Annotated in this window: 22 protein-coding genes; 13 read left to right on the top strand and 9 right to left on the bottom strand. The window is 52.8% G+C overall.

Annotated features, from left to right (window positions below; translation table 11 throughout):
* Window positions 1-108 precede the first annotated feature (108 nt).
* The 4 genes from FDX22_RS26010 (at window position 109) to ftsP (ending at window position 5306) form a co-directional block, all read left to right on the top strand.
* Window positions 109-501, top strand: a complete 393-nt coding sequence (locus FDX22_RS26010) for a YgiW/YdeI family stress tolerance OB fold protein (protein WP_146717988.1) — start codon at window positions 109-111, stop codon at window positions 499-501.
* Window positions 502-630: 129 nt separating this feature from the next.
* Window positions 631-2889 (top strand): DNA topoisomerase IV subunit A, encoded by a 2259-nt coding sequence (gene parC, locus FDX22_RS26015; protein WP_096755658.1) that lies wholly within the window; start codon window positions 631-633, stop codon window positions 2887-2889.
* Between the two features lie 195 nt (window positions 2890-3084).
* The gene (gene plsC, locus FDX22_RS26020) at window positions 3085-3822 is read left to right on the top strand and encodes a 1-acylglycerol-3-phosphate O-acyltransferase (RefSeq protein WP_115257480.1); all 738 of its coding nucleotides are present in this window, start codon (window positions 3085-3087) and stop codon (window positions 3820-3822) included.
* A 71-nt stretch (window positions 3823-3893) separates the two neighbouring features.
* Window positions 3894-5306, top strand: coding sequence for a cell division protein FtsP (ftsP, locus tag FDX22_RS26025; RefSeq protein WP_115257481.1), 1413 nt, complete (start codon window positions 3894-3896; stop codon window positions 5304-5306).
* A 16-nt stretch (window positions 5307-5322) separates the two neighbouring features.
* On the opposite strand, the gene FDX22_RS26030 is transcribed toward ftsP, so the two are convergent.
* Window positions 5323-6798, bottom strand: a complete 1476-nt coding sequence (locus FDX22_RS26030) for a TrkH family potassium uptake protein (protein ID WP_146717989.1) — start codon at window positions 6796-6798, stop codon at window positions 5323-5325.
* A 395-nt stretch (window positions 6799-7193) separates the two neighbouring features.
* On the opposite strand from FDX22_RS26030, the gene FDX22_RS26035 reads away from it, so the two are divergent.
* Window positions 7194-9365: a YgiQ family radical SAM protein gene (locus tag FDX22_RS26035; protein ID WP_096755663.1), complete on the top strand. Its 2172-nt coding sequence runs from the start codon at window positions 7194-7196 to the stop codon at window positions 9363-9365.
* Window positions 9366-9451: 86 nt separating this feature from the next.
* On the opposite strand, the gene FDX22_RS26040 is transcribed toward FDX22_RS26035, so the two are convergent.
* The 3 genes from FDX22_RS26040 to yqhD form a co-directional block, all read right to left on the bottom strand.
* Window positions 9452-10912: a DASS family sodium-coupled anion symporter gene (locus tag FDX22_RS26040; protein ID WP_170974751.1), complete on the bottom strand. Its 1461-nt coding sequence runs from the start codon at window positions 10910-10912 to the stop codon at window positions 9452-9454.
* Window positions 10913-11094: 182 nt separating this feature from the next.
* The gene (dkgA, locus tag FDX22_RS26045; RefSeq protein WP_096755664.1) at window positions 11095-11922 is read right to left on the bottom strand and encodes a 2,5-didehydrogluconate reductase DkgA; all 828 of its coding nucleotides are present in this window, start codon (window positions 11920-11922) and stop codon (window positions 11095-11097) included.
* A 222-nt stretch (window positions 11923-12144) separates the two neighbouring features.
* The gene (gene yqhD, locus FDX22_RS26050; protein WP_146717990.1) at window positions 12145-13308 is read right to left on the bottom strand and encodes an alcohol dehydrogenase; all 1164 of its coding nucleotides are present in this window, start codon (window positions 13306-13308) and stop codon (window positions 12145-12147) included.
* Window positions 13309-13502: 194 nt separating this feature from the next.
* Between yqhD and FDX22_RS26055 the strand changes: the two genes are divergently transcribed.
* Window positions 13503-14402: an AraC family transcriptional regulator gene (locus tag FDX22_RS26055; RefSeq protein ID WP_135953045.1), complete on the top strand. Its 900-nt coding sequence runs from the start codon at window positions 13503-13505 to the stop codon at window positions 14400-14402.
* Between the two features lie 80 nt (window positions 14403-14482).
* On the opposite strand, the gene yghB is transcribed toward FDX22_RS26055, so the two are convergent.
* Entirely contained in the window at window positions 14483-15142 is a 660-nt protein-coding gene (gene yghB, locus FDX22_RS26060; protein ID WP_115257486.1) for a DedA family general envelope maintenance protein YghB, read from the bottom strand.
* 131 nt (window positions 15143-15273) lie between these two features.
* Entirely contained in the window at window positions 15274-16461 is a 1188-nt protein-coding gene (gene metC / locus FDX22_RS26065; RefSeq protein WP_096755668.1) for a cystathionine beta-lyase, read from the bottom strand.
* A gap of 250 nt (window positions 16462-16711) precedes the next feature.
* Between metC and exbB the strand changes: the two genes are divergently transcribed.
* Entirely contained in the window at window positions 16712-17446 is a 735-nt protein-coding gene (exbB, locus tag FDX22_RS26070; protein WP_096755669.1) for a tol-pal system-associated acyl-CoA thioesterase, read from the top strand.
* 6 nt (window positions 17447-17452) lie between these two features.
* Window positions 17453-17878, top strand: a complete 426-nt coding sequence (exbD, locus tag FDX22_RS26075; protein ID WP_096755670.1) for a TonB system transport protein ExbD — start codon at window positions 17453-17455, stop codon at window positions 17876-17878.
* A 63-nt stretch (window positions 17879-17941) separates the two neighbouring features.
* On the opposite strand, the gene FDX22_RS26080 is transcribed toward exbD, so the two are convergent.
* Both FDX22_RS26080 and FDX22_RS26085 read right to left on the bottom strand, forming a co-directional pair.
* Window positions 17942-18349 (bottom strand): cytoplasmic protein, encoded by a 408-nt coding sequence (locus FDX22_RS26080; RefSeq protein WP_115257487.1) that lies wholly within the window; start codon window positions 18347-18349, stop codon window positions 17942-17944.
* A 1-nt stretch (window position 18350) separates the two neighbouring features.
* The gene (locus tag FDX22_RS26085) at window positions 18351-18755 is read right to left on the bottom strand and encodes a hypothetical protein (RefSeq protein WP_137363349.1); all 405 of its coding nucleotides are present in this window, start codon (window positions 18753-18755) and stop codon (window positions 18351-18353) included.
* Window positions 18756-18860: 105 nt separating this feature from the next.
* On the opposite strand from FDX22_RS26085, the gene FDX22_RS26090 reads away from it, so the two are divergent.
* On the top strand, window positions 18861-19364 hold the full coding sequence (locus tag FDX22_RS26090; protein ID WP_115257489.1) for an ESA_00282 family adhesion-associated protein: 504 nt from the start codon (window positions 18861-18863) through the stop codon (window positions 19362-19364).
* Between the two features lie 70 nt (window positions 19365-19434).
* Window positions 19435-19929: a TIGR00645 family protein gene (locus tag FDX22_RS26095; RefSeq protein ID WP_115257490.1), complete on the top strand. Its 495-nt coding sequence runs from the start codon at window positions 19435-19437 to the stop codon at window positions 19927-19929.
* 55 nt (window positions 19930-19984) lie between these two features.
* Here FDX22_RS26095 and FDX22_RS26100 read toward each other — a convergent pair whose 3' ends face one another.
* Window positions 19985-21025 (bottom strand): aldo/keto reductase, encoded by a 1041-nt coding sequence (locus FDX22_RS26100; protein WP_117342670.1) that lies wholly within the window; start codon window positions 21023-21025, stop codon window positions 19985-19987.
* Window positions 21026-21406: 381 nt separating this feature from the next.
* Here FDX22_RS26100 and FDX22_RS26105 point away from each other — a divergent pair, with 381 nt between their 5' ends.
* The 3 genes from FDX22_RS26105 to hybO all read left to right on the top strand — a co-directional run bounded on the left by FDX22_RS26105 (window position 21407) and on the right by hybO (window position 24727).
* Window positions 21407-23047, top strand: coding sequence for a methyl-accepting chemotaxis protein (locus FDX22_RS26105; RefSeq protein WP_115259899.1), 1641 nt, complete (start codon window positions 21407-21409; stop codon window positions 23045-23047).
* Window positions 23048-23132: 85 nt separating this feature from the next.
* Window positions 23133-23420 (top strand): DUF2623 family protein, encoded by a 288-nt coding sequence (locus tag FDX22_RS26110; RefSeq protein WP_096755675.1) that lies wholly within the window; start codon window positions 23133-23135, stop codon window positions 23418-23420.
* A 188-nt stretch (window positions 23421-23608) separates the two neighbouring features.
* The gene (gene hybO, locus FDX22_RS26115) at window positions 23609-24727 is read left to right on the top strand and encodes a hydrogenase 2 small subunit (RefSeq protein ID WP_096755676.1); all 1119 of its coding nucleotides are present in this window, start codon (window positions 23609-23611) and stop codon (window positions 24725-24727) included.

The following is a 24727-nucleotide window of genomic DNA, read 5'->3' on the forward strand; positions in this document are numbered from 1 at the left end:
GGCAACCGGGGATGTACAGCAAAAAAAGAATCTTTTTTTGCCTTAAGAAGTTGTTAAGGATTAACTTATTAAATAGTCGTGAAACAACATGATAAGGGAGACATGAAGATGAAAAAATTAGCTGCAATGGTTGCCGTGATGGCACTGTGTTCCGCACCTGTTATGGCAGCGCAGCAGGGCGGATTCTCTGGCCCAACGGCGACGCAAAGCCAGGCGGGCGGATTTGTGGGTCCGAATGGCAGCAGCACGACGGTAGAAAGCGCAAAATCGCTGCGTGATGATACCTGGGTCACGCTGCGCGGTAACATCGTTGAGCGTATCTCCGACGATCTGTACCTGTTTAAAGATGCATCTGGCACGGTGAACGTGGATATCGACCACAAGCGCTGGAACGGTTTAACCGTCACGCCGCAGGATGTCGTAGAAATCCAGGGCGAAGTGGATAAAGACTGGAACTCCGTTGAAATCGACGTAAAACAGATTACCAAAGTCACCAAATAATCCCCATCAGGGCCGCGTTCGCGGCCCTTTTCTTTGTGACTCAACTCGCCAGATAGGGTAGTATCTGCGGCAATATTGCCTGACGAATACCGGGTATTGTTCGGGCTAACAGTTGAGGAACCACGATTAATGAGCGATATGGCAGAGCGCCTTGCGCTGCATGAATTCACGGAAAACGCCTATCTGAACTATTCCATGTACGTCATCATGGACAGGGCGTTGCCGTTTATTGGTGATGGTCTGAAACCCGTTCAGCGACGCATCGTTTACGCGATGTCCGAACTGGGGCTGAATGCCAGCGCCAAATTTAAAAAATCCGCCCGTACCGTCGGCGACGTACTGGGTAAATACCACCCACACGGCGACAGCGCCTGCTATGAAGCGATGGTGCTGATGGCGCAGCCGTTCTCTTACCGTTATCCGCTGGTTGACGGGCAGGGGAACTGGGGGGCACCGGACGATCCGAAATCGTTCGCGGCGATGCGTTATACCGAATCTCGACTGTCTAAATATGCGGAACTGCTGCTGGGGGAACTCGGCCAGGGGACGTCGGACTGGGTGCCAAACTTCGACGGCACCATGCAGGAGCCGAAGATGCTGCCTGCGCGTTTGCCGAATATTCTGCTGAACGGCACCACCGGTATTGCGGTCGGCATGGCAACGGACATTCCGCCACATAACCTGCGTGAAGTGGCAAAAGCGGCGATTACGCTGATTGAGCAGCCGAAAACGACGCTGGATCAGCTGCTGGATATCGTCCAGGGACCGGATTACCCGACCGAAGCAGAAATCATTACCCCGCGTGCAGAAATTCGTAAGATTTACGAAAACGGACGTGGCTCCGTGCGTATGCGTGCGGTCTGGACCAAAGAAGATGGCGCGGTGGTGATTTCCGCGCTGCCACATCAGGTTTCCGGTGCCAAAGTGCTTGAACAGATTGCCGCCCAGATGCGCAATAAAAAGCTGCCGATGGTGGACGATCTGCGCGATGAGTCGGATCACGAAAACCCGACCCGTCTGGTGATCGTGCCGCGCTCCAACCGTGTGGATATGGAGCAGGTGATGAACCACCTGTTTGCCACCACCGATCTGGAAAAAAGCTACCGCATCAACCTGAACATGATTGGCCTCGACGGTCGCCCGGCGGTGAAAAACCTGCTGGAGATCCTCACCGAATGGCTGGCGTTCCGCCGAGATACCGTGCGTCGTCGTCTGAACTATCGTCTGGAAAAAGTCCTCAAGCGCCTGCACATCCTCGAAGGTTTGCTGGTGGCGTTCCTCAACATTGACGAAGTGATTGAAATCATTCGTCATGAAGATGAACCGAAGCCTGAGCTGATGTCGCGGTTTGGCATTTCTGAAACCCAGGCTGAAGCCATCCTCGAACTGAAGTTGCGTCATCTTGCCAAACTTGAAGAGATCAAAATTCGTGGCGAGCAGGACGAGCTGGCGAAAGAACGCGATCAGCTGCAGGGCATTCTGGCCTCTGAGCGCAAGATGAGTAACCTGCTGAAGAAAGAGCTGCAGGCAGACTCAGATGCCTATGGCGACGATCGCCGTTCTCCGCTGAAAGAGCGCGAAGAAGCGAAGGCGATGAGCGAGCACGACATGCTGCCGTCTGAGCCGGTCACCATTGTACTGTCGCAAAGCGGCTGGGTGCGTAGCGCCAAAGGCCATGACATTGATGCGCCGGGCTTAAGCTATAAGGCGGGTGACAGCTACAAGGCGGCGGTGAAGGGCAAGAGCAACCAGCCGGTGGTGTTCGTGGATTCAACCGGGCGCAGCTATGCCATCGACCCGATTACGCTGCCGTCGGCACGTGGTCAGGGTGAACCGCTGACCGGTAAGCTGACGCTGCCGCCGGGAGCGACGGTTGAGCATATGCTGATGGAAAGTGATGACCAGAAACTGCTGATGGCCTCCGATGCTGGCTACGGTTTCGTCTGCACCTTCAATGACTTGGTGGCGCGCAACCGTGCAGGTAAGGCATTGATTACGTTACCGGAGAACGCGCATGTGATGCCGCCGGTGGTGCTTGAAGATGAAAGCGACATGCTGCTGGCGATCACCCATGCCGGGCGTATGCTGATGTTCCCGGTCAGTGATCTGCCGCAATTGTCGAAAGGGAAAGGGAACAAGATCATCAACATTCCGTCTGCAGAAGCGGCGAAAGGGGATGATGGGCTGGCGCACCTCTACGTGTTGCCTCCGCAAAGTACGCTGACCATTCACGTTGGTAAACGCAAAATTAAACTGCGTCCTGAAGAACTGCAGAAGGTGACCGGCGAGCGTGGGCGTCGCGGTACGCTGATGCGCGGTTTACAGCGCATCGACCGTATCGAAATTGACTCACCACGACGTGCCGGTCAGGGCGACAGCGAAGAATAACGCTGTCGTCTGACTCTCCCTGCTTTTACGCAGGGAGAGTCAACATTAAAAATTCCCGTGAAACCGTTGTTTATTCGTGCATTGCGATTAACAATACGCTTTTCCAGAGAGCCGCTCTTAACAAAGCCCTAACCTGACGCAGGGTTCTGCATCTGGTGACGTAAAATGCCAGGCTCTTAGGCCTTAGAGGTTGTTATGCTATATATTTTTCGTTTATTCATTACCGTAATTTACTGCATTCTGGTCTGTGTTTTTGGTTGTATATATTGTCTGTTCAGCCCACGAAATCCTAAACACGTCTCAACGTTTGGCCATATGTTTGGTCGACTGGCCCCCTTGTACGGCCTGAAGGTGGAATGCCGCATGCCGCCGGACGCAAAGGACTACGGCAACGCTATCTATATTTGTAACCACCAGAATAACTATGACATGGTTACCGCCGCGAAGATCGTGCAACCACCGACGGTTACGGTCGGTAAAAAAAGCCTGCTGTGGATCCCGTTCTTCGGCCTGCTGTACTGGCTCACCGGTAACCTGTTGATCGACAGAAACAATCGCGCCAAAGCGCACAGCACCATTGCGACGGTCGTTAATCATTTTAAAAAACGTCGTATCTCTATCTGGATGTTCCCGGAAGGTACGCGTAGCCGTGGCCGTGGTCTGCTGCCGTTTAAAACTGGCGCGTTTCATGCGGCAATTGCCGCGGGTGTTCCGGTGATCCCGGTGTGCGTCTCAACGACCTCAAATAAGATTAAACTTAACCGATTAAATAATGGTCTGGCGATCGTCGAGATGTTACCGCCAGTAGATATCAGCCACTATGGTAAGGATCAGGTTCGTGAACTGGCCGCGCATTGCCGCACGTTAATGGAACAAAAAATCGCCGAACTCGACAAAGAAGTTGCCGAGCGTGAAGCTACCGGTAAGGTGTGATTCGCGCCATCCGAGTTTGTTACAGGAAATACTTTCCTGCGTGTTAATCGCCAGTTTTACATGGAGCTTATATGTCACTCAGTCGGCGTCAGTTCATTCAGACATCGGGGATCGCACTGTGTGCAGGTGCTATTCCGCTGAAGGCTAATGCTGCCGGTCAGCAACAACCGTTACCTGTTCCACCGCTGCTGGAGTCTCGCCGCGGACAGCCGCTATTTATGACCCTGCAACGCGCTCACTGGTCCTTTACGCAAGGCACCCGCGCGCCGGTCTGGGGGATTAACGGGCGTTACCTGGGGCCGACCATCCGCGTCTGGAAAGGGGATGACGTCAAGCTTATTTACAGCAACCGTCTTACCGAGAATGTTTCAATGACCGTCGCCGGGCTGCAGGTTCCTGGCCCACTGATGGGCGGGCCGGCACGCATGATGTCACCGAATGCGGACTGGGCGCCGGTATTGCCCATTCGCCAGGACGCCGCCACGTTGTGGTATCACGCCAATACGCCGAACCGTACCGCGCAGCAGGTCTATAACGGTCTGGCTGGTATGTGGCTGATTGAAGATGAAGTCAGTAAGTCGCTGCCAATTCCCAACCATTATGGCGTGGATGATTTTCCGGTCATTATTCAGGACAAGCGCCTGGATAACTTCGGCACGCCTGAATACAGCGAGCCGGGTAGCGGCGGGTTTGTTGGTGATACGCTATTGGTTAACGGGGCACAAAGCCCGTATGTGGAAGTGTCTCGCGGCTGGGTGCGTTTGCGTTTACTCAATGCGTCGAACTCGCGTCGTTACCAGCTGCAAATGAGTGACGGTCGTGCGCTGCATGTGATTTCCGGCGATCAGGGCTTTTTACCCGCGCCGGTTTCGGTGAAGCAACTCTCGCTGGCCCCGGGTGAACGTCGTGAGATTTTGGTGGACATGACCAACGGCGATGAAGTGTCGATCACCTGTGGTGAGGCGGCCAGCATTGTCGACCGGATCCGCGGCTTCTTCGAGCCCTCCAGTATTCTGATTTCCACGCTGGTACTGACCCTGCGCCCGACCGGGCTGCTGCCGCTGGTGACCGACAATCTGCCGATGCGTTTGTTGCCTACGGAAATTTTAAGCGGCTCACCGATTCGCAGTCGTGAGATCAGCCTTGATGACGATCCCGGCATTAATGGGCAGTTGTGGGATGTAAACCGCATGGACATTACCGCTCAGCAGGGCTCCTGGGAGCGCTGGACGGTGCGGGCGGATATGCCGCAGTCTTTCCATATCGAAGGCGTCTCTTTCCTGATCCGCAATGTGAACGGCGCGATGCCGTTCCCGGAAGACCGGGGCTGGAAAGATACCGTTTGGGTGGATGGTCAGGTTGAGCTGCTGGTGTATTACGGACAGCCTTCCTGGGCGCATTTCCCGTTCTACTTTAACAGCCAGACGCTGGAAATGGCCGATCGTGGCTCGATCGGACAGATGCTGGTGAACCCGGCGCCATAATGTGCCGGGCAGGCTATTACGCCCGCCAGAACATGCGCGAGAAAAGGATCAAAATGGGGTAGATTTCCAGACGCCCCATGATCATGGCCGCGCACATCAACAGCTTTGCCTCTTCGTTTAAAGTACCAAACGTGACCGCCGTGATGCCAAATCCCAGCCCCATATTATTGATACAGGCCGCGGCGGTGGCGAACGAGGAAAAGAGATCGTAGCCCATCAGATTAAGCGCCCAGACGAAAAAACTGGTAAACAAAGCATAGAGAAAAAAGAAGCTCCACACTGAGCGGATCACGCGCTCGTTAACCACGCTATTACCCACTTTGATATTCAGTAATGCACGAGGATGGGCCAGTTGGTGTAATTCCTGTCGGCACTGCTTGAACATAATTAAAAAACGCAGCGCCTTAATACCCCCGCAGGTCGAACCGATACACCCCCCGAAGAAACTGGCGATGAGAAGCATGAAGATAGTATGTGAAGGCCACTGGGCGTAATCCGCCGTCGACAGGCCGTTGTCTGTGAGCATTGAGCTTGCCAGAAAAAAAGCATGCACCAGACTGTCCGTTAAATTGTACATACCTGCCCGCCAGACCTGCCAGGTGGCTATCAGGGTGATCACCAGCGCAATGATCAGAAACAGCTGCAGTTCGGCATTACGGCGAAAAGGCTTGAAGGTCCGTTTGACAATGGCGACGTACCAGAGGGTGAAGTTAAAGGCAGAAAGCAGCGAAAACAGCCCGGCGACAAGCTCAATGGCGTGGCTGTTATAAAAACCGATACTTTCGCTTCGGGTGGAGAACCCACCGAGGGAGACTGTCGAAAGCCCATGGCATAACGCATCGAAAAACGACATGCCGGCAATCCAGTAGGCCAGCGTACAAACAAACCCCAGGGTGACATAGGTTAGCCACAGCGTACGTGCGGTATCGGCAAGTCGTGGGGTCAGGCGTTCTTCTTTAAACGGCCCTGGCATTTCAGACTGATACAGCTTCATGCCGCCGATCCCCAGCAGCGGCAGGACGGCAACGGCGAGGACGATAACGCCAAGACCGCCGATGAAATTGAGCTGCGCCCGATAATACAGATAAGATCTGGGCATCGCGCCGACATCGTCAATGACCGTCGCCCCGGTGGTGGTAATACCGGAGACGCCTTCAAACAGGGCGTCGGCAAAGGAGAGATTTAACCCGTCTTCCATCCACATCGGCATGGCGCTGATGAATGAAAAAAGTAGCCAAAAAAGAACGATGATGACGAACCCATCGCGGGTTCGTAGCTGAATGCCCGCACGTTTTGTCGCCAGCCAGGCACCGCCGCCGAGGGTAAAAAAAACGGCAAAGGTGCTCAAAAAAGCAAAATAACTCCGTTCTTTGTTCAGCAAGGCGATGGCCATCGGCGGCAGCATAGAGAAGCTGTACAGGAGAACCAGAAATCCGCACAGGTGAAGAACAACCCGCAGCTGGGAAATATTAAGTGATTCGTTGCGATGCAATGGAAAATCCCCCGCCAAAAAGACCTGGTACGGCTGGCAAGACATGATGTCAATTATGATATACCCGTCATACTTCAAGTTGCATGTGCGTTAGCTATGTTCGTTCACCCCAGTCACATAGTTATCTATGCTCCTGGAGATTAATGAGGGACATCCATGTCCCTCACCGGAGGCCAGCCTTTGGCTGTTCAAATTCTTTCCTGACGAATTTGTCACTCACTTGCCGCCTTCATGCAACTCGAATTATTTTGGGTATAGATAAAAGTAGGCGTAGTAAAATTTAACAATTTATTTAACTTTCTACTCGTCTGGCTCAGACTCCGCTTCATTTCTGGCGGACATACAGCGTATAATCCCCGGCCTTTGATTATTTTTTTACCATTTTTGGAAGCATTATGAGCGCAATATCCCTGATCCAACCGGACAGAGACCTTTTCTCCTGGCCGCAGTACTGGGCCGCCTGTTTTGGCCCCGCGCCGTTTCTGCCAATGTCGCGAGAAGAGATGGACCAACTTGGCTGGGATAGCTGCGACATTATTCTGGTTACCGGTGATGCCTATGTTGATCACCCGAGTTTCGGTATGGCCATTTGTGGCCGTATGCTGGAAGCCCAGGGTTTTCGCGTCGGGATTATCGCCCAGCCGGACTGGAACAGTAAAGACGACTTTATGCGTCTGGGTAAACCGAATCTGTTCTTCGGCGTAACCGCCGGTAACATGGACTCGATGATCAACCGCTATACTGCCGATCGTCGCCTGCGCCATGATGATGCCTATACGCCGGACAACGTCGCCGGTAAGCGCCCGGACCGCGCCACGCTGGTTTATACCCAACGTTGTCGTGAAGCATGGAAAGACGTGCCGGTGATCCTTGGTGGTATTGAAGCCAGCCTGCGTCGTACCGCGCATTACGATTACTGGTCTGATACCGTGCGCCGCTCGGTGCTGGTGGATTCCAAAGCGGATATGCTGATGTTCGGCAACGGTGAACGTCCGCTGGTTGAGGTTGCGCACCGCCTGGCGATGGGTGAAACCATCGACCAAATCCGCGACGTGCGTAACACCGCGATTATGGTTAAAGAAGCGCTGCCCGGCTGGAGCGGTGTGGATTCCACGCGTCTGGATATGCCGGGGAAAATTGACCCTATCCCGCATCCGTACGGTGAAGATTTACCGTGTGCAGATAACAAGCCAGTAGCGCCTAAAAAGCAGGAAGCCAAAGCGGTGACCGTTCAGCCTGCGCGTCCGAAGCCGTGGGAAAAAACCTACGTGCTGCTGCCGTCTTATGAGAAGGTGAAAGGCGACAAAGTGTTGTACGCTCACGCCTCACGTATTCTGCACCACGAAACCAACCCTGGCTGCGCGCGCGCCCTGATGCAAAAACACGGCGACCGCTACATTTGGGTTAACCCTCCGGCGATCCCGCTGTCGACCGAAGAGATGGATAGCGTATTCGCACTGCCGTATAAACGTGTCCCGCACCCGGCATATGGCAACAGCCGTATTCCGGCCTACGAGATGATCCGTTTTTCCATCAACATTATGCGCGGCTGCTTTGGCGGCTGTTCTTTCTGTTCGATCACCGAGCATGAAGGACGCATCATCCAGAGCCGTTCTGAAGATTCGATCATCAACGAGATCGAGGCGATTCGCGATACCGTACCGGGCTTCACCGGCGTGATTTCCGATCTGGGTGGCCCAACGGCCAACATGTACATGCTGCGCTGTAAGTCGCCACGTGCGGAACAGACCTGCCGTCGTCTGTCGTGCGTTTATCCGGACATCTGCCCGCATATGGACACCAACCACGAACCGACGATTAACCTCTATCGTCGCGCGCGTGATTTGAAAGGCATCAAAAAGATTTTGATTGCGTCCGGCGTGCGCTACGACATCGCCGTGGAAGATCCGCGCTACATCAAAGAGCTGGCGACCCACCACGTTGGTGGCTATCTGAAGATTGCACCGGAACATACCGAAGAAGGTCCGCTGTCGAAGATGATGAAGCCGGGCATGGGTAGCTACGACCGCTTTAAAGAGCTGTTCGACACCTACTCGAAGCAGGCCGGTAAAGAGCAGTATCTGATCCCTTACTTTATCTCTGCGCACCCGGGTACGCGTGACGAAGATATGGTGAATCTGGCGTTGTGGTTGAAGCAGCGTCGTTTCCGCCTTGATCAGGTACAGAACTTCTACCCATCACCGCTGGCGAACTCGACAACCATGTATTACACCGGGAAAAACCCGCTGGGTAAAATTGGCTATAAGAGTGAAGATGTGGTGGTGCCGAAAGGCGATAAGCAGCGTCGTTTACATAAAGCGCTGCTGCGTTACCACGATCCGGCTAACTGGCCGTTAATCCGTCAGGCGCTGGAAGATATGGGTAAAAAGCACCTGATTGGCGGTCGTCGTGAATGTCTGGTTCCGTCGCCTACGCTGGAAGAAATGCGTGAAGCGCGTCGCCAGAATCGTCATACTCGCCCGGCACTGACCAAGCACACACCTGTTGCACACCAGCGCCAGACGCCCGCCGCGAATAAAAAACGTGGCAAAGTAGCAGGGCGTTAATCCTGAAGCCCGGTAGCGCTCTGCTTACTGGGCCACTGCTTTGAAAGCCGGATGAGGTGCTTGCACCGCCATCCGGCAAATCTGTTTTAGTACAGCCCCAACACCTTCCACCACATCAGACCTACGGTAATAAAGACTGCCTGGTTAAACAGGCTGACGATAAACCCTGTTCGCCACCAGACGCCTGTCGGCACATACCCCGCACCAAACAGGATCGGACCACGCGCATGTGTGTACTGGGTGAGAGAGCAGTACAGGCTGCTGGTGAAAGCCAGCATCAACGCGGTCGGGGCTGCCGGGATATTCAGATGCAGGCCGACGCCAAGGAATACCGCGTACAATGCGGCGATCTGCGCATTTCCGCTCGCAAAAAAGTAGTGGGTGTAGAAGTAGGCGGCGTTAAGCAGCAGCAGGACGACCACCCAACTGGTGCCATGCATGGTACTGCTGAGGCTATCGCCAATCAGATTACCAAACCAGGTGGTGAAACCGAGCTTCTTCAATTGGTTTGCCATCATCAGCAGTGCGGCAAACCAAATCAGCGTGTCCCATGCACCTTTTTCGCTTTTGACGTCTTCCCAGCTCAGCACACCGCTGAGCAGTAAAATTGAGAGTCCAACGAACGACGCGGTGGTGGCATCGACGCCTAGCGTATCGCCAAAAATCCACAGCACCAGCAGGACGCCAACGGTACCCAGCATCAACCACTCACCGCGTGACATGCTGCCCATTTCCGCCAGTTCCTGACGGGCCAGGTTCGGGGCATCCGGCGTGTGTTTAATTTCCGGACGCACCAGCCAGTACACCAGCAGCGGAACCAACAGCAAAGACACCATGCAAGGCAGCAGCGCCGCCATAAACCAGCTTCCCCAGGTTAGCGTGACCCCGGCGTTGGCCGCCAGTTTTACTGCCAGTAGGTTGCCGGTATAGCCGGTCATAAACAGTGCGGCGGTGACGTCGTTGACGTTGCCAATGCAGGTAATGAGGAAGGTGCCGATTTTGCTGCGCGATTCATCTTCCGGATTGGAATGAAAACTGCGCGCCAGTGAGTCGGCAATCGGATAGATGACGCCGCCGCAGCGTGCCGTATTGCTGGGCATCGCCGGAGAGAGGATCAGATCGGCAAACGCCAGGCCGTAGGCAAGTCCGAGCGTGCGCTTGCCGAGCAGGCGGATCATCTGCAGGGCGATACGTCGACCAAGGCCGGTTTTGATAAACCCGCGGGCAATCATAAAGGCAACGACGATCAGCCAGATGAGTGAACTGTTCAGTTCGCTCAGAGCGGTGGTAATCGCACCGCTGGCGGTTTTATCCCCGGCGGCATAGGCGAGGGCAAAGACGGTTATGCCAATAATACCGACTGCTCCAATGGGCAGAACTTTTGCCACGATAGAGGCGATAGTGGCCACGAAAATAATTGCCGAATGCCAGGCGGAAGCGCTTAATCCCGTTGGTGGGGTAAGTTGCCAGAGCCCGGCTGAAATCAAAATTATTAGAATTAATGGGAGCCATTTAACTCCCTGCGATTTTTTTTCAGCCACGGTCATGCACCTATATACATTGTGAATATATTCACCGTATGAATATATTTAGTGAATAATTAGTAGGTTATGTGGCGCAATGCTGCTCCAGCGACTGAAATAAATACATCAATAAATGTAAGTGAATTGTTTCTTGATATTTCCATGCAGGAAGAGCCCGACTGGGATGCCGGGCTGGAGAGAAGGGATTAGCCGCCGAACTGGTCCGGGTCCGGCCCCAGACGTTTGCCCTGGTCGAGTTTGGCCATTTCGCCTAGTTCATCTTTGTCCAGGCGGAAGTCCCAGACATCAAAGTTCTCCGCGATACGCGCAGGAGTGACTGATTTAGGGATCACCACCAGGCCGCTATCCAGATGCCAGCGAATGACAATTTGTGCCGGTGATTTACCGTATTTTTCGGCGAGATCGCGAACTATCTTTTGATCGAACACATCTTTGCCGCCTTGTGCCAGCGGGCTCCAGGATTCAGTCTGGATTTTATGCGTGGCGTTCCAGGCATGAAGCTGCCGCTGCTGTAAAAGCGGGTGCAGCTCGATTTGGTTAATCACTGGCGCAACGCCCGTTTCATCCATCAGGCGCTGGAGATGGTTGATCTGGAAGTTGCACACGCCAATGCTTTTAATGAGTCCCTGTTTTTGCAGGTCGATCATGTTTTCCCATGCTTCAACGTAATGGTCGATTGCCGGGACGGGCCAGTGCATGAGGTAAAGATCGAGGTAATCGAGCTGGAGTTTCTCCATGCTTTCGAGCAACGCTTCTCGGGGACGTTTCTGGTCGTCATTCCACAGTTTAGTGGTGATGAATAACTCCTCCCGGGGCACGCCGCAGTCGCGTAATGCTTTACCGACACCGTCTTCATTTTTATACGCGGCAGCGGTATCAATAGAGCGATAACCGACTTCCAGCGCTTTATGGATCGCGGAGATGACTTCCTCATTACTTGCCTTCCAGACCCCCAGGCCCAGTTGAGGCATGACGTTACCATCCTGTAGCTTGATAATGGTCGGACTGGTCATAATTCCCCCCTACACTGAATCCTTCAGGCTGCCTCTTTGTTGGCTGCTTGCGTTTACCCCGGTCACGTACTTATGTACGCTCCCGGGGATTCACTCAATTGCCGCCTCGATGCATCATGAATGATTGGGTGTAAATTGAGTTCACCGGAGCAGCCCCGGTGAGGTTTGTGTGACTTAAGCCTGGTATAAATACCCAAAAACGAAAGTCAGAGGTCAAAAAACCTAGCGTGCCGCTTCGTAAATGCGGCGGCTGACGTCCAGCGTAATGTCCTGATGTTCGCCCAGTTTCGTCCCACCGTGCGCTGCCAGTTTTTCCAGCAACGCCGGGATGGAACTGCCATCCAGACCGTAGTCGGACATGCGGGTTGGGACGCCCATCTTCTCGAAGAATTGACGCGTCGCGGCAATGGCGGCATCGATACGCTGGTCATCACTCCCTTCGGTGATATTCCAGACGCGCTCCGCGTATTGCAGCAGTTTGGCGCGCTTAGTGTCGCGTTTTTCATTCCACAGTGCCGGCAGAACGATGGTCAGTGTTTGTGCGTGATCGAGACCGTGCATCGCGGTCAGTTCGTGACCGAGCATATGGGTAGCCCAATCCTGCGGTACGCCTGCGCCAATCAGGCCGTTCAGCGCCTGGGTCGCTGCCCACATGACGTTGGCGCGGACATCGTAGTTTTCTGGCTCCTGCAACGCTTTCGGGCCCTCTTCTATCAATGTGAGCAAAATACCTTCGGCAAAGCGGTCCTGTATTTTGCCGTTGACCGGGTATGTTACGTATTGCTCTACGGTGTGAACAAACGCGTCCACTACGCCGTTTGCGACTTGACGCGGCGGCAGAGTGTAGGTGTAAACCGGATCCAGCACGGCAAAGACCGGCTGCACAAACGGTGTCATAAAGGCCAGCTTATCGCCGGTGGTTTTGCGGGAAATTACCGCGCCGGAGTTTGATTCAGAGCCGGTTGCCGGCAGGGTCAAAACGGAGCCCATCGGGATGGCGCTTTTTACGTCGTTGCCGTGAGTTTCCAGGATGCGCCACGGATCTACACCTTCAGCGTAATGGGCCGCTGCGGCGATGAATTTAGTGCCATCGAGAACAGAGCCGCCGCCGACGGCCAGCAGGAATGTCACCTTCTCATCACGCACGATGTTGACCGCATTCATCAGCGTTTCATAAGACGGGTTCGGCTCAATACCGCCAAACTCCAGTACATCCAGACCTTTCAGGGCATCCTGAACCTGTGCCAGTACGCCGGTTTTTTTCACGCTGCCGCCGCCGTAGGTAATCAGCACGCGAGCATCCTGAGGGATTTGATCGCGCAGTTCAGCGATAGCGCCTTTACCGAACAAAATGCGGGTTGGGGTATGGAGGTTAAAGTTATTCATTGCTCGTTACCTTGTGTGGGTAAAAAAAGAGGGCAGGTGAGTGTCTGCCTGATGGTGAACATTGTGGTCGTCAGACGCATTCCTCTCAATGCTCATTTCTGCCAATGTCTTGCCTATTTCTACAGACTACTGGAGAAAACGGATAAAAATACGCACACTGTGGACGTTACAATTCGATGACGAAAGGGCGCTCTATGAACCGTGATGATGTCTGCCTTCTGCTGACGGAAAAAATTAAGCAGCTGAAAAATAATGAAAATAAACTCAATAAATTGCTGCCTGATGTGCGTTTACTGTATGGCATGGAGCCTGGGCTGCGCACCCCTGTGATGTATGAACCTGGCATTATATTTCTCTTCTCTGGTCATAAAATTGGTTACATCAATGAGCGTGTATTTCGTTATGACGCCAACGAATACCTGCTGCTCACCGTACCTTTACCCTTTGAATGTGAAACGTATGCGACACCGGAGATTCCACTGGCCGGTCTGCGGCTGAATGTCGATATCCTGCAATTGCAGGAACTCCTGATGGACATTGGCGAAGATGAACTGTTCCAGCCTGCAATGGCGGCGAGCGGAATAAACTCGGCCACGCTTTCTGATGAGATTCTTTGCGCGGCCGAGCGTTTGCTGGATGTGATGGAGCGACCGCTGGACGCGCGAATTCTGGGAAAACAGATCATCCGTGAGATTTTGTACCATGTGCTGACCGGTCCACGCGGTGGCGCGCTGCTTGCGTTGGTCAGTCGTCAGACGCATTTCAGTTTGATCAGTCGCGTGCTGAAGCGCATCGAAAACAAGTACACCGAGAACCTCAACGTTGAGCAACTGGCGGCAGAAGCCAACATGAGCGTGTCGGCGTTTCATCATAATTTTAAATCGGTGACCAGCACTTCACCGCTGCAGTATCTGAAGAGTTATCGCCTGCATAAGGCTCGGATGATGATCATTCACGACGGCATGAAGGCCAGCGCGGCAGCAATGCGGGTTGGCTATGAGAGCGCGTCGCAGTTTAGCCGCGAGTTTAAACGGTACTTTGGCGTAACGCCGGGGGAGGATGCGGCAAGAATTCGGACGATGCAGGGAAGTTAATGATGTTCACCGTTGGCCTGATTAGCAAAGCGGCATCAGGCGAAAATGCCGGGTGATTTTACCCGGCCAACGATGACGACTCAGGCGCTACAGCATTTTTTTTTAATCACCACGAACAAGGTACCTAGCAGACCAGCAGTTAACAGCGCGATGGGTAGGATCATCAGAAAGGTCATCACCTGATCTTCATGGCGTTTAACGAATGGGATCATGCTGAGAGCATAGCCAAAGCTGGTGACCACGGTGACCCACAGCAGGCCGCTCAGCCAGTTAAAGAACTGAAACCGGCGGTTAGGCAGACCTGAAATCCCCGCCATTGTTGGCAGCAGGGTGCGAACAAATGCCAGGAAACGTCCCGCGAGCAGCGCCATCAGACCGTGTTGGTCAAACATACAGGTGGCACGCTGATGATATTTTTCAGGTAATTGCGCCAGCCAGCTTTTCACCGTCCGCGTATTGCCCAACCAGCGCCCTTGAATATAGCTCAGCCAACAGCCCAGACTGGCTGCGGCAGTCAGAATAGCAATTGTCGGGAGAAAGCTCATCACGTCCTGCGCGATCAGCGCTCCGGCCAGTAACAGCAGGCTGTCTCCGGGTAAAAAGGAAGCAGGCAGCAGACCATTTTCTAAAAACAACGTGGCAAACATGACGAAGTACACCACACTCACAACGTGCGGATCTGCCAGCGCGGCAAAATCGTGTTGCCAGAGCGCGGAGATAATATCTTGAATGACTACCATGGACTTTCCTGTGGAACAGCATTTATGAGTGGATTGTACTCCTGAATTGTCCGGGATGCCTTGATCCCGGACGCAACAATTGCAGACTTTTCCACCAGAAGTGTCTGCATATATGTCCAACTGCGGCAATGTTACTCGATTCGGGCGAATCCGGCGGCTAAATCCGCAATCAGATCGTCAACATTTTCTAAACCGATGTGTAAACGGATGAGCGTACCGCTGAAGTCCACGTTGCCTTCAGGACGGATGGCGGCAATGTGTTCGGGTTGATTGGCCAGAATCAGTGATTCAAACCCGCCCCAGGAGTAGGCCATGCTGAACAGCGTAAAGTGATCCAAATACGCTGACAGCTCGTCATTGTTCAGCTTCTTATTCAACACAAACGAGAACAGACCGCTGCTGCCGGTAAAATCACGTTTCCAGAATTCGTGCCCTTTGCTGCCGGGAAGCGCGGGGTGGTTGACGCGGGCGACCTGCGGATGATCGGCCAGCCATTCGGCAACCTTCAGGCTGCTTTCGTGATGCTGGCGCAGACGAACGCCCAGAGTCCGCAGTCCGCGGCTGGTCATATAGGCGGTATCGGCATCCAGCATTTGCCCCATTAAATAGGCGTTTTCGCGCAGTTGGTCCCAGCAGCGGGCATTTGATACCGCCGTACCGACCATTGCATCGGAATGGCCAATCAGGTATTTGGTGCCCGCCTGAATTGAGATGTCGATTCCAAAATCCAGCGCGTTGAACAGCACCCCGGCAGCCCAGGTGTTATCGATCATAATGATGGCGTCCGGCGCTACGCTTCTGACGGCAGCGACAATCGCCGGAACATCATGCACTTCCATAGTGACGGAGCCGGGAGATTCCAGAAATACCACTTTGGTGTTCGGCTGAATGTGCTTCACAATATCGGCACCGACTAACGGATCGAACCAGCCGGTGGTTACGCCGAGCTTGCCGAGGATTTTCGTGCAAAAATCCTGGCTCGGCTCATAGGCCGTGTTGGTCATTAGCACGTGGTCGCCGTGTTCAACAAAGGCCAAAATCGTGTTGGCAACGGCTGCGGCGCCGCAGGGAAACAGGGCGCAACCCGCGCCGCCTTCCAGCTCACACATGGCTTCCTGCAGGGAGAAATGTGTCAGCGTGCCGCGGCGTCCGTAAAAAAGTGCGCCGTTAGCGCGGTTGTGGGTGGCCTGTTTTTTAGCCTCAACGGATTCGAATACCAGTGAAGAGGCGCGTTGGATCACGCTGTTGACGGAACCCTGCGTGTACTTTTTACTGCGTCCTGCCTGAACGAGTTTGGTCTCAAGATGCTTGTCTGCCATGTTGGGTTACCTGTTTTTATACGTCTGGATGTCTAAACTAGCATGGATCTTCGGCGACGCATCCTGCAGAAGGGCCATAAAGTAGAAAATAGTCCCAAAATGTGTCTGCTGACTTTTTTACTGCGTAAGCGCAAGGAAAAGAAACCAAAGGTGCGGCACTATGTAAATAGTAATGAGAACGACTATCAATTCGACGTCTTTTTGATATCATTACGCTCAGATTTTGTGATTTGCGTCCTGGAGATACAGAGTGGGTAATAATTTGATGCAGACGGACCTTTCCGTCTGGGGTATGTATCAGCACGCCGATATCGTGGTTAAGTGCGTGATGATTGGGCTAATTTTGGCGTCCGTGGTCACCTGGGCTATCTTCTTCAGTAAGAGCCTTGAGTTCTTTACGCAGAAGCGCCGTCTTAAGCGCGAACAGCAACTGCTGGCAGATGCCCGCTCTTTAGACCAGGCAAGTGAGATTGCCGCTGGATTCGATGCCAAAAGCCTGGGCGCAATGTTAATTAACGAAGCGCAGAACGAGCTGGAACTGTCAGAAGGCAGCGATGACAACGAAGGGATTAAAGAGCGTACCGGGTTCCGCCTGGAACGTCGCGTTGCAGCTGTAGGGCGTCATATGGGGCGGGGTAATGGATACCTGGCGACCATTGGGGCTATCTCTCCCTTTGTGGGTCTGTTCGGTACAGTATGGGGCATCATGAATAGCTTCATCGGTATTGCACAAACGCAAACGACGAACCTGGCCGTGGTTGCGCCGGGGATTGCAGAAGCGCTGTTAGCCACCGCGATTGGTTTGGTTGCCGCTATTCCTGCTGTTGTTATCTACAACATCTTCGCCCGTCAGATTGGCAGCTACAAAGCCATGCTGGGTGATGTTGCGGCACAGGTGCTGTTATTGCAAAGTCGCGATCTGGACCTGAGTGCAAGCGCTGCGGCGCATCCGGTACGCGCTGCGCAGAAATTACGTGTAGGATAATGTTCCATGGCAATGAGTTTTAATGAAAACCTGGACGATAACGGTGAAATGCACGACATCAACGTCACGCCGTTTATCGATGTTATGTTGGTGTTGTTGATCATTTTTATGGTGGCCGCGCCGCTGGCAACGGTGGATGTGAAGGTGAATCTACCGGCTTCGACCAGCACGCCGCAACCGCGTCCTGAAAAACCGGTTTACCTGTCAGTGAAAGCGGATAACACGATGTTTATCGGCAACGATCAGGTGACCGATGAAACCATGATTAACGCGCTAAACACGCTGACAGAAGGCAAGAAAGATACCACTATCTTCTTCCGGGCTGATAAAACCGTCGACTATGAAACCATGATGAAAGTGATGGATACGCTGCATCAGGCAGGTTTCCTGAAGATTGGTTTGGTTGGTGAAGAGACCGTGAAAGCGAAGTAATCTCTGTTGCCGGGTGAAGGGTTTCGCCTTACCCGGCCTCCTCTTTCGGCTTCCTCCATCCCCTCATTTCTTTTCGTCCAGCGCGACGGTAGTGACTCTGGTCGCGGCATAACTCCCTTCAGATAGCTTACGCGTCAGGCGCAATGTCGCCGTTTCTCGCGCGAGTAAATGCTGGTACGCGCTTTCCAGACGGGCCATGATTTTGTCCCGCAGCGCCGGCTGTTGGGCAATAATGGCTTCAATGGTGGCACCGTAGATCTCTTCTTTGGCTTGCAGAGCATAGATTTCCCGGCGGTTTTGCCACTTCATGCGTACCAGGGCTGCGGGTATTGATACCATTTCCTGAGCCACGCTCTCCAGCGTGGCATTTTTATTGGCAATTAAGATATCCAGATTCTGCTTTAAGACAAATTCGTCACTTTTATGGTTGTCTAAAGCCAAATAAACGTTGTTATCCTCAACATCTTTCATTTTATTTCTCTTCCAGAGAATAAAAAATCGGATCGCTGGTTTCGCGAGTCAGTAAATTAAGCCAAATTTTATTGCCCTGCTCATTTATTAACGCAGTGTTTTTTGCCAAAATTTTACTTAATTCTTGTGCGTTAATGTCACCTTCTGCTTGCAGTGAATTAAGCAGACGGGTGAATGATTCGATTTTTGCTGCGCGAAACAGTCGCTCTTTTAAATGGCGGTCACATTCTTCAAATAACATGTTACGGGTCTGACCGGTAGCGGTGGCGCTAATTAAAATATCCGCTTCAAACTCGCTTAAGGTTGTCTTTCCCTGAGTCAAATTTTCACTATTTTCTACGGTATCAGTATTGGTTGGGGATGTAGATAAATGAAAACGAGAGGGAACAAGATGCTCGGGAAGCATGTTGAAATATCCTTTACTGCCAGTGAGGTAAGTTTTTTTAATAAGACAGGCTGCGTTGACAATAGCATGGGGTAATTTTAAAATCAAAAAAAATGGAGCTTGTATATGAACAGTATATTTTATTCTGTTATTACCCTGCTATTGCTTACCTGCGGGGTTCTTGTGCTGATGCGCGGTGCAAATAAAAATCGATCGAATGAGGAACTTACCTCTTATCCCAAACTGGAAACGCTTAGCAAAGAAGAGGGAGAAGATCATTTCTCAGCATTGATGAATTCGATTACGCCGGTATGGTATTGGCGGGTCAATCATGAATATATTGATTTTATCCACTCGACAATAAAGCGTATGACCATGGTGGAGTTAAATGAAACGCCAGGGCTATTTGATGCACAGCGGCGCTGCAGCGATCTCAATTCAGCGGTCTACAAATATTACGACAACATCAAAAAACGCTGCCTGAGCGGAGAGAAAGTCCCGCACGCCGATTTAGATGTGCTCAATTTGCGTCAATGTTTCAGGGAGTTCAGCCTGGAAGCCTATCCTGCACTCGTCGCACTGGTGTGGCCAGAGCTCCAGCGCCCGCCCATCAATGCCGAAGAGGTTTGAGGCGTATGTTGTTTCGATGTTGCACAATTGCGATATACTACTGCCCGGTTTAGTTACAAGACAGGATCATATGGAACGTTTTCTGGAAAACGCAATGTACGCGTCCCGCTGGCTGCTTGCTCCCGTGTATTTTGGCCTTTCTCTTGCTTTGGTTGCCCTGGCGTTGAAATTCTTTCAGGAGATCTTTCACGTTCTGCCCAATATCTTTTCGATGGCAGAAGCCGATCTCATTCTGGTACTACTGTCGCTGGTCGATATGACCCTGGTCGGTGGGTTACTGGTCATGGTGATGTTCTCCGGCTACGAGAATTTTGTCTCACAACTGGATATTACTGAAGGCAAAGAGAAGCTGAGCTGGCTGGGTAAGATGGATGCCACGTCACTGAAGAATAAGGTTGCGGCGTCTATCGTGGCCATTTCTTCCATCCATTTATTGCGTATTTTTATGGATGCTAAAAATGTCCCTGATAACAAGCTGATGTGGTACGTCATTATCCACCTGACCTTTGTGCTCTCAGCCTTTGTGATGGGGTATCTGGATCGACTGACGCGCCACAATCACTAAATCAGTACGGCCGGGTCGGCAATTTTACCGCCCCCCCGGCATACTGTTTAGACGATTATTTATCTGATGAGGCCTGCCACAGATTGAGCTTGCCGTCGGTGACGTGCTTATCTATCTGCGCCAGTTCTTCAGCGCTGAATGCCAGGTTATTCAACGCCTGAACGTTTTCTTCTAACTGCTCGGGACGGCTGGCGCCAATTAACACTGACGTCACGCGGTTATCTTTGAGTAACCAGCTCAATGCCATTTGCGCCATCGACTGTCCACGCCGTTGCGCCATCTCGTTCAGCAACCGCAGGCTGTTAAGATTTTCTTCCGTCAGCATATTTTCCGTCAGGCCACGGGCTTTTTTCCCTTCACGCTGCATACGCGAACCTTCTGGAATACCGTTCAGGTATTTCCCCGTCAGCAACCCCTGAGCCAGCGGGGTAAAGGCGATGCAACCAATACCGTTTGTGTCCAGCGTATCCAGCAGGCCACTGCTGTCGACCCAGCGATTAAGCAGGTTGTAGGACGGTTGGTGGATCAGCAGCGGAATTTTCCATTCCCGCAGCAGGTCGGCCATTATTTGCGTGCGCTCCGGGGAATAAGATGAAATACCAACATACAACGCTTTGCCACTTTGCACGGCGTGAGCCAGCGCCGCGGCGGTCTCTTCCATTGGCGTGCTTTCGTCAACGCGGTGAGAATAGAAAATGTCGACGTAATCGAGGCCCATGCGTTTCAGACTCTGGTCGAGGCTGGCAAGCAGATACTTACGCGAGCCGCCAGAACCGTACGGTCCCGGCCACATGTCGTAGCCAGCCTTGGTAGAGATGATTAATTCGTCACGGTACTGCGCGAAATCCTCACGCAATAATCGGCCGAAGTTTTCTTCAGCGCTGCCCGGCGGCGGCCCGTAGTTATTGGCTAAATCGAAATGCGTGATGCCTAAATCAAATGCTTTACGCAGCAGGGCACGCTGTGAATCCAGTGCTTGGACGTGTCCAAAACTGTGCCATAAACCCAGCGACAGTGCAGGCAAGCGCAAACCGCTGCGACCACAGTAGCGATAGAGCATTTGCTCATAACGTTCAGGGTTGGCAAACCAGGCCATGAGATCTCCTTAGTGCAGGTTAATCGTGCAGGTGAATTTCGAAACGACGTTTCTATTCTAGCTGTTTCACGATGATTATCCCGTTCACCAGGTCACATTGAGATGAAAAACTGAGAGTTGTGTTTCGTGTTGAAAGTAACCCTCAGGCGTCGGGCCAGATAGGTACGCACTTAATTAACGTATGGACTTGATTCCCCAGGTAATAATAATTGCTGGTTTTATTAGCCTTCATATCGATATAACGGGGAGGAACAGGAAGAGTCGATGTGCTTAAAAAAGTAAAAAAATAAACAACGCATTATATCTTCTTCGTGACCTGCCGATAACAAGGATAAGTCTCGCCTGATGGCGAAAATCCTCATCTACGGCAAGGAAACTATTATGCGTTTGCTGCAAAACTTCACTATTCGTATTGTCATGCTGGCAATACTGGGACTATTTTGCCTGCTCTGGTCGGGCGTGGGGTTATTTAGCCTCCATTCGTTATCTAAAATATCAGAAGGCAATGAGATTGATCGTCATCTCGTACAGCAGATGACGGTTCTTAGTCAGGGGAACGATCAGTACTTTCGCTTTGTCACGCGGCTAAGCCGAGCTGTGGATGTCAAAATCGGCGGCGGAACGCCTGACTTTGGTCCGGCTCAGCAATCTCTGGATGGCATGCGTAAAAAACTTGAGCAGATGAAAACGCTGTCGCCGGGGCCGATGGATGCGGAAATTGCCACCGCGGTGCTGACGACGTGGCAAGCGCTGCTGGAGAAAGGTGTGATCCCGCAGATGCAACTGGCGCAGCAGGGATCGCTTACCGCATGGTCAGAGCATGCCAGCACCGTTACACCGGCGCTAAGCCGCGATTTTGGTGCCAGTGCCGAGCGGTTTAATACCGCTGCCGGTAAGCGACTGGATGCGACGCGCATTATGGTCGACGGTAAAACATCGATTATCCGCACCTTGATTATCACCGCCGTTATCCTCGGTATTGCCATTCTTATCTTTACCGACCGCTATCTTGTGGCAATGATGGTGAAGCCGCTGGCACGCATTCGCCAGCAGTTCCGCCAGATTGCCCACGGCGACCTTAGCCATCCGATTGAAGAATTTGGTCGTAATTGCGTAGGGCAACTGGTGCCTTTACTCAGTGCGATGCAGGACAGCCTGCGTGAAGCCGTCAGTACGATTCGGTCAGGCAGTGACAACATCTGGCGCGGCGCGACGGAGATTTCCAGCGGCAATAACGATCTTTCTTCGCGTACGGAAGAGCAGGCCGCAGCGCTGGAAGAGACCGCCGCCAGCATGGAGCAACTCACCGCCACGGTGAAACTGAATGCTGAGAATGCGCGCGAGGCCAGCCAGCTTGCCGATACGGCATCAGAAACGGCGGGCAAAGGCAGCACGCTGGTTTCGCAGGTGGTGGATACCATGGACGGGATTGCTGCCAGTTCTAAGCAGATCGCCGAAATTACCTCAGTTATTAACAGCATCGCATTCCAGACCAACATCCTGGCGCTCAACGCCGCCGTCGAAGCGGCCCGAGCGGGCGAACAGGGCCGTGGTTTTGCGGTGGTTGCCGGTGAGGTGCGAAATCTTGCCAGCCGCAGCGCAGGCGCGGCGAAAGAGATTGAGACGTTGATTGGCGAGTCGGCGCGCCGTGTCGATCAGGGCGCGCGTCTGGTCAAGGAGACCGGCTTGACGATGGACGCTATTCTGCGCGGAGCAACCGAAGTGACGGCAATTATGAAACAAATTGCCTCCGCCTCTGAAGAGCAGAATAAAGGCATCTCACAGGTGAGCGTCGCGATCACACAAATGGACAGCGTGACCCAACAAAACGCCGCGCTGGTGGAGCAGGTATCGGCGGCGGCAGTGGCGTTGGAGCGACAAACCGAAGACCTGCAGCGTGCCGTTCAGCAGTTCCGGCTTTCCGCAAGTGACGTGCAGCATGCACCAACCAACACCGTTTTACCCGCCGAAGAAAGCGCTGCGCCTAAAGCATCTAAACCGGATGAATGGGTGGCCTTTTAATCTGGCACAAAAAAGTGCGTGATACCTCTGGCCTTTGCTTAAAAAATCGCTATATAATTTCTTATATAGCGATTGGAGGTAATGCATGGATAACCATTTTGGAAAAGGCCTGATGGCAGGATTAAACGCCTCAAGTGCAGATAGCGCGCGAACGGTGGCGAATTTTTGTGCTGACTATAAGCGTGGCTTTGTGCTGGGCTTTTCACATCGGATGTTTGAACGAACGGGCGATCGGCAACTGAGTGCGTGGGAGGCGGGGATCCTCACGCGCCGCTACGGGCTGGATAAAGAAATGGTGATGGATTTCTTCAAGGAGAACCAGTCCAGTACAACAATTCGCTTTTTCATGGCCGGTTATCGGCTCGAAGCTTGATCCGAAAGGGGTATTATCTTGCTTTAATTAATTACACTATTGACCTACACCTTCGTTTTGTTGCCCTGCCGAAGTATTATAACGCACATAACCATATAAAAAGTGTGGTAATGGCGCGCCGATCGCAATAAGCAACATGCGAATGGTGCAAAATAAAAGCCAGGTCTTCGCAACGGAATAACAATAAAATGACTGGAGATAACTCTCTCATCAATTCGAACGGCATCAATCGCCGTGATTTCATGAAGCTTTGTGCAGCATTGGCCGCTACCATGGGGCTCAGTAGCAAAGCCGCCGCAGAAATGGCGGAATCAGTATCCCGCCCTCAGCGCCCGCCGGTTATCTGGATAGGTGCTCAGGAGTGTACGGGCTGTACTGAATCGCTACTTCGTGCGACACACCCTACCGTGGAAAACCTCGTCCTGGAGACGATCTCTCTGGAATACCATGAGGTGCTTTCCGCCGCCTTCGGCCACCAGGTCGAAGAGAACAAACATAACGCTCTGGAGAAGTACAAAGGGCAGTATGTTCTGGTCGTAGATGGTTCTATCCCACTGAAAGATAACGGTGTTTACTGCATGGTTGCCGGTGAGCCTATTGTGGATCATATCCGCAAGGCGGCCGAAGGCGCTGCGGCGATCATTGCTATCGGCTCATGTGCCGCATGGGGTGGTGTTGCTGCCGCTGGCGTTAACCCAACGGGGGCAGTTGGCTTGCAGGAAGTCCTGCCAGGCAAAACCATCATCAATATTCCAGGCTGTCCGCCGAACCCACATAACTTCCTCGCAACGGTCGCACACATCATCACCTACGGTAAGCCACCGAAGCTGGATGCGAAAAACCGTCCAACGTTTGCCTACGGTCGCCTGATCCACGAACACTGCGAGCGTCGTCCGCACTTTGATGCGGGTCGTTTTGCTAAAGAGTTCGGCGATGAAGGCCATCGTGAAGGCTGGTGCCTCTACCATCTGGGCTGTAAAGGGCCAGAAACCTACGGCAACTGCTCAACGTTACAGTTCTGTGATGTTGGCGGCGTGTGGCCAGTGGCGATCGGTCACCCTTGCTACGGCTGTAACGAAGAAGGCGTCGGTTTCCATAAAGGCATTCACCAACTCGCTTCTGTGGAAAACCAAACTCCGCGTTCAGAGAAGCCGGATGTCAACCTGAAAGAAGGTGGCAACATTTCTGCTGGGGCTATTGGGCTGCTGGGTGGCGTAGTAGGACTGGTGGCCGGCGTCAGCGTGATGGCGGTACGTGAACTGGGACGTCAGCAAAAGAAAGATAACGCTGACTCACGGGGAGAATAA

The organism is Citrobacter sp. TBCS-14, assembly GCF_005280805.1.
Taxonomy (GTDB): domain Bacteria; phylum Pseudomonadota; class Gammaproteobacteria; order Enterobacterales; family Enterobacteriaceae; genus Citrobacter; species Citrobacter gillenii.

What these genes read in the sequence shown, in the direction of transcription:
- FDX22_RS26090 (WP_115257489.1), top strand. Translation starts at nt 18,861, where the DNA reads ATGAACAGTATATTTTATTCTGTTATTACCCTGCTATTGCTTACCTGC.
- FDX22_RS26105 (WP_115259899.1), top strand. Translation starts at nt 21,407, where the DNA reads ATGCGTTTGCTGCAAAACTTCACTATTCGTATTGTCATGCTGGCAATA.
- FDX22_RS26055 (WP_135953045.1), top strand. Translation starts at nt 13,503, where the DNA reads ATGAACCGTGATGATGTCTGCCTTCTGCTGACGGAAAAAATTAAGCAG.
- exbD (WP_096755670.1), top strand. Translation starts at nt 17,453, where the DNA reads ATGGCAATGAGTTTTAATGAAAACCTGGACGATAACGGTGAAATGCAC.
- FDX22_RS26080 (WP_115257487.1), bottom strand. Translation starts at nt 18,349, where the DNA reads ATGAAAGATGTTGAGGATAACAACGTTTATTTGGCTTTAGACAACCAT.
- yqhD (WP_146717990.1), bottom strand. Translation starts at nt 13,308, where the DNA reads ATGAATAACTTTAACCTCCATACCCCAACCCGCATTTTGTTCGGTAAA.
- FDX22_RS26035 (WP_096755663.1), top strand. Translation starts at nt 7,194, where the DNA reads ATGAGCGCAATATCCCTGATCCAACCGGACAGAGACCTTTTCTCCTGG.
- FDX22_RS26085 (WP_137363349.1), bottom strand. Translation starts at nt 18,755, where the DNA reads ATGCTTCCCGAGCATCTTGTTCCCTCTCGTTTTCATTTATCTACATCC.
- ftsP (WP_115257481.1), top strand. Translation starts at nt 3,894, where the DNA reads ATGTCACTCAGTCGGCGTCAGTTCATTCAGACATCGGGGATCGCACTG.
- metC (WP_096755668.1), bottom strand. Translation starts at nt 16,461, where the DNA reads ATGGCAGACAAGCATCTTGAGACCAAACTCGTTCAGGCAGGACGCAGT.
- plsC (WP_115257480.1), top strand. Translation starts at nt 3,085, where the DNA reads ATGCTATATATTTTTCGTTTATTCATTACCGTAATTTACTGCATTCTG.
- FDX22_RS26095 (WP_115257490.1), top strand. Translation starts at nt 19,435, where the DNA reads ATGGAACGTTTTCTGGAAAACGCAATGTACGCGTCCCGCTGGCTGCTT.
- yghB (WP_115257486.1), bottom strand. Translation starts at nt 15,142, where the DNA reads ATGGTAGTCATTCAAGATATTATCTCCGCGCTCTGGCAACACGATTTT.
- hybO (WP_096755676.1), top strand. Translation starts at nt 23,609, where the DNA reads ATGACTGGAGATAACTCTCTCATCAATTCGAACGGCATCAATCGCCGT.
- parC (WP_096755658.1), top strand. Translation starts at nt 631, where the DNA reads ATGAGCGATATGGCAGAGCGCCTTGCGCTGCATGAATTCACGGAAAAC.
- FDX22_RS26040 (WP_170974751.1), bottom strand. Translation starts at nt 10,912, where the DNA reads ATGACCGTGGCTGAAAAAAAATCGCAGGGAGTTAAATGGCTCCCATTA.
- FDX22_RS26010 (WP_146717988.1), top strand. Translation starts at nt 109, where the DNA reads ATGAAAAAATTAGCTGCAATGGTTGCCGTGATGGCACTGTGTTCCGCA.
- FDX22_RS26110 (WP_096755675.1), top strand. Translation starts at nt 23,133, where the DNA reads ATGGATAACCATTTTGGAAAAGGCCTGATGGCAGGATTAAACGCCTCA.
- FDX22_RS26100 (WP_117342670.1), bottom strand. Translation starts at nt 21,025, where the DNA reads ATGGCCTGGTTTGCCAACCCTGAACGTTATGAGCAAATGCTCTATCGC.
- dkgA (WP_096755664.1), bottom strand. Translation starts at nt 11,922, where the DNA reads ATGACCAGTCCGACCATTATCAAGCTACAGGATGGTAACGTCATGCCT.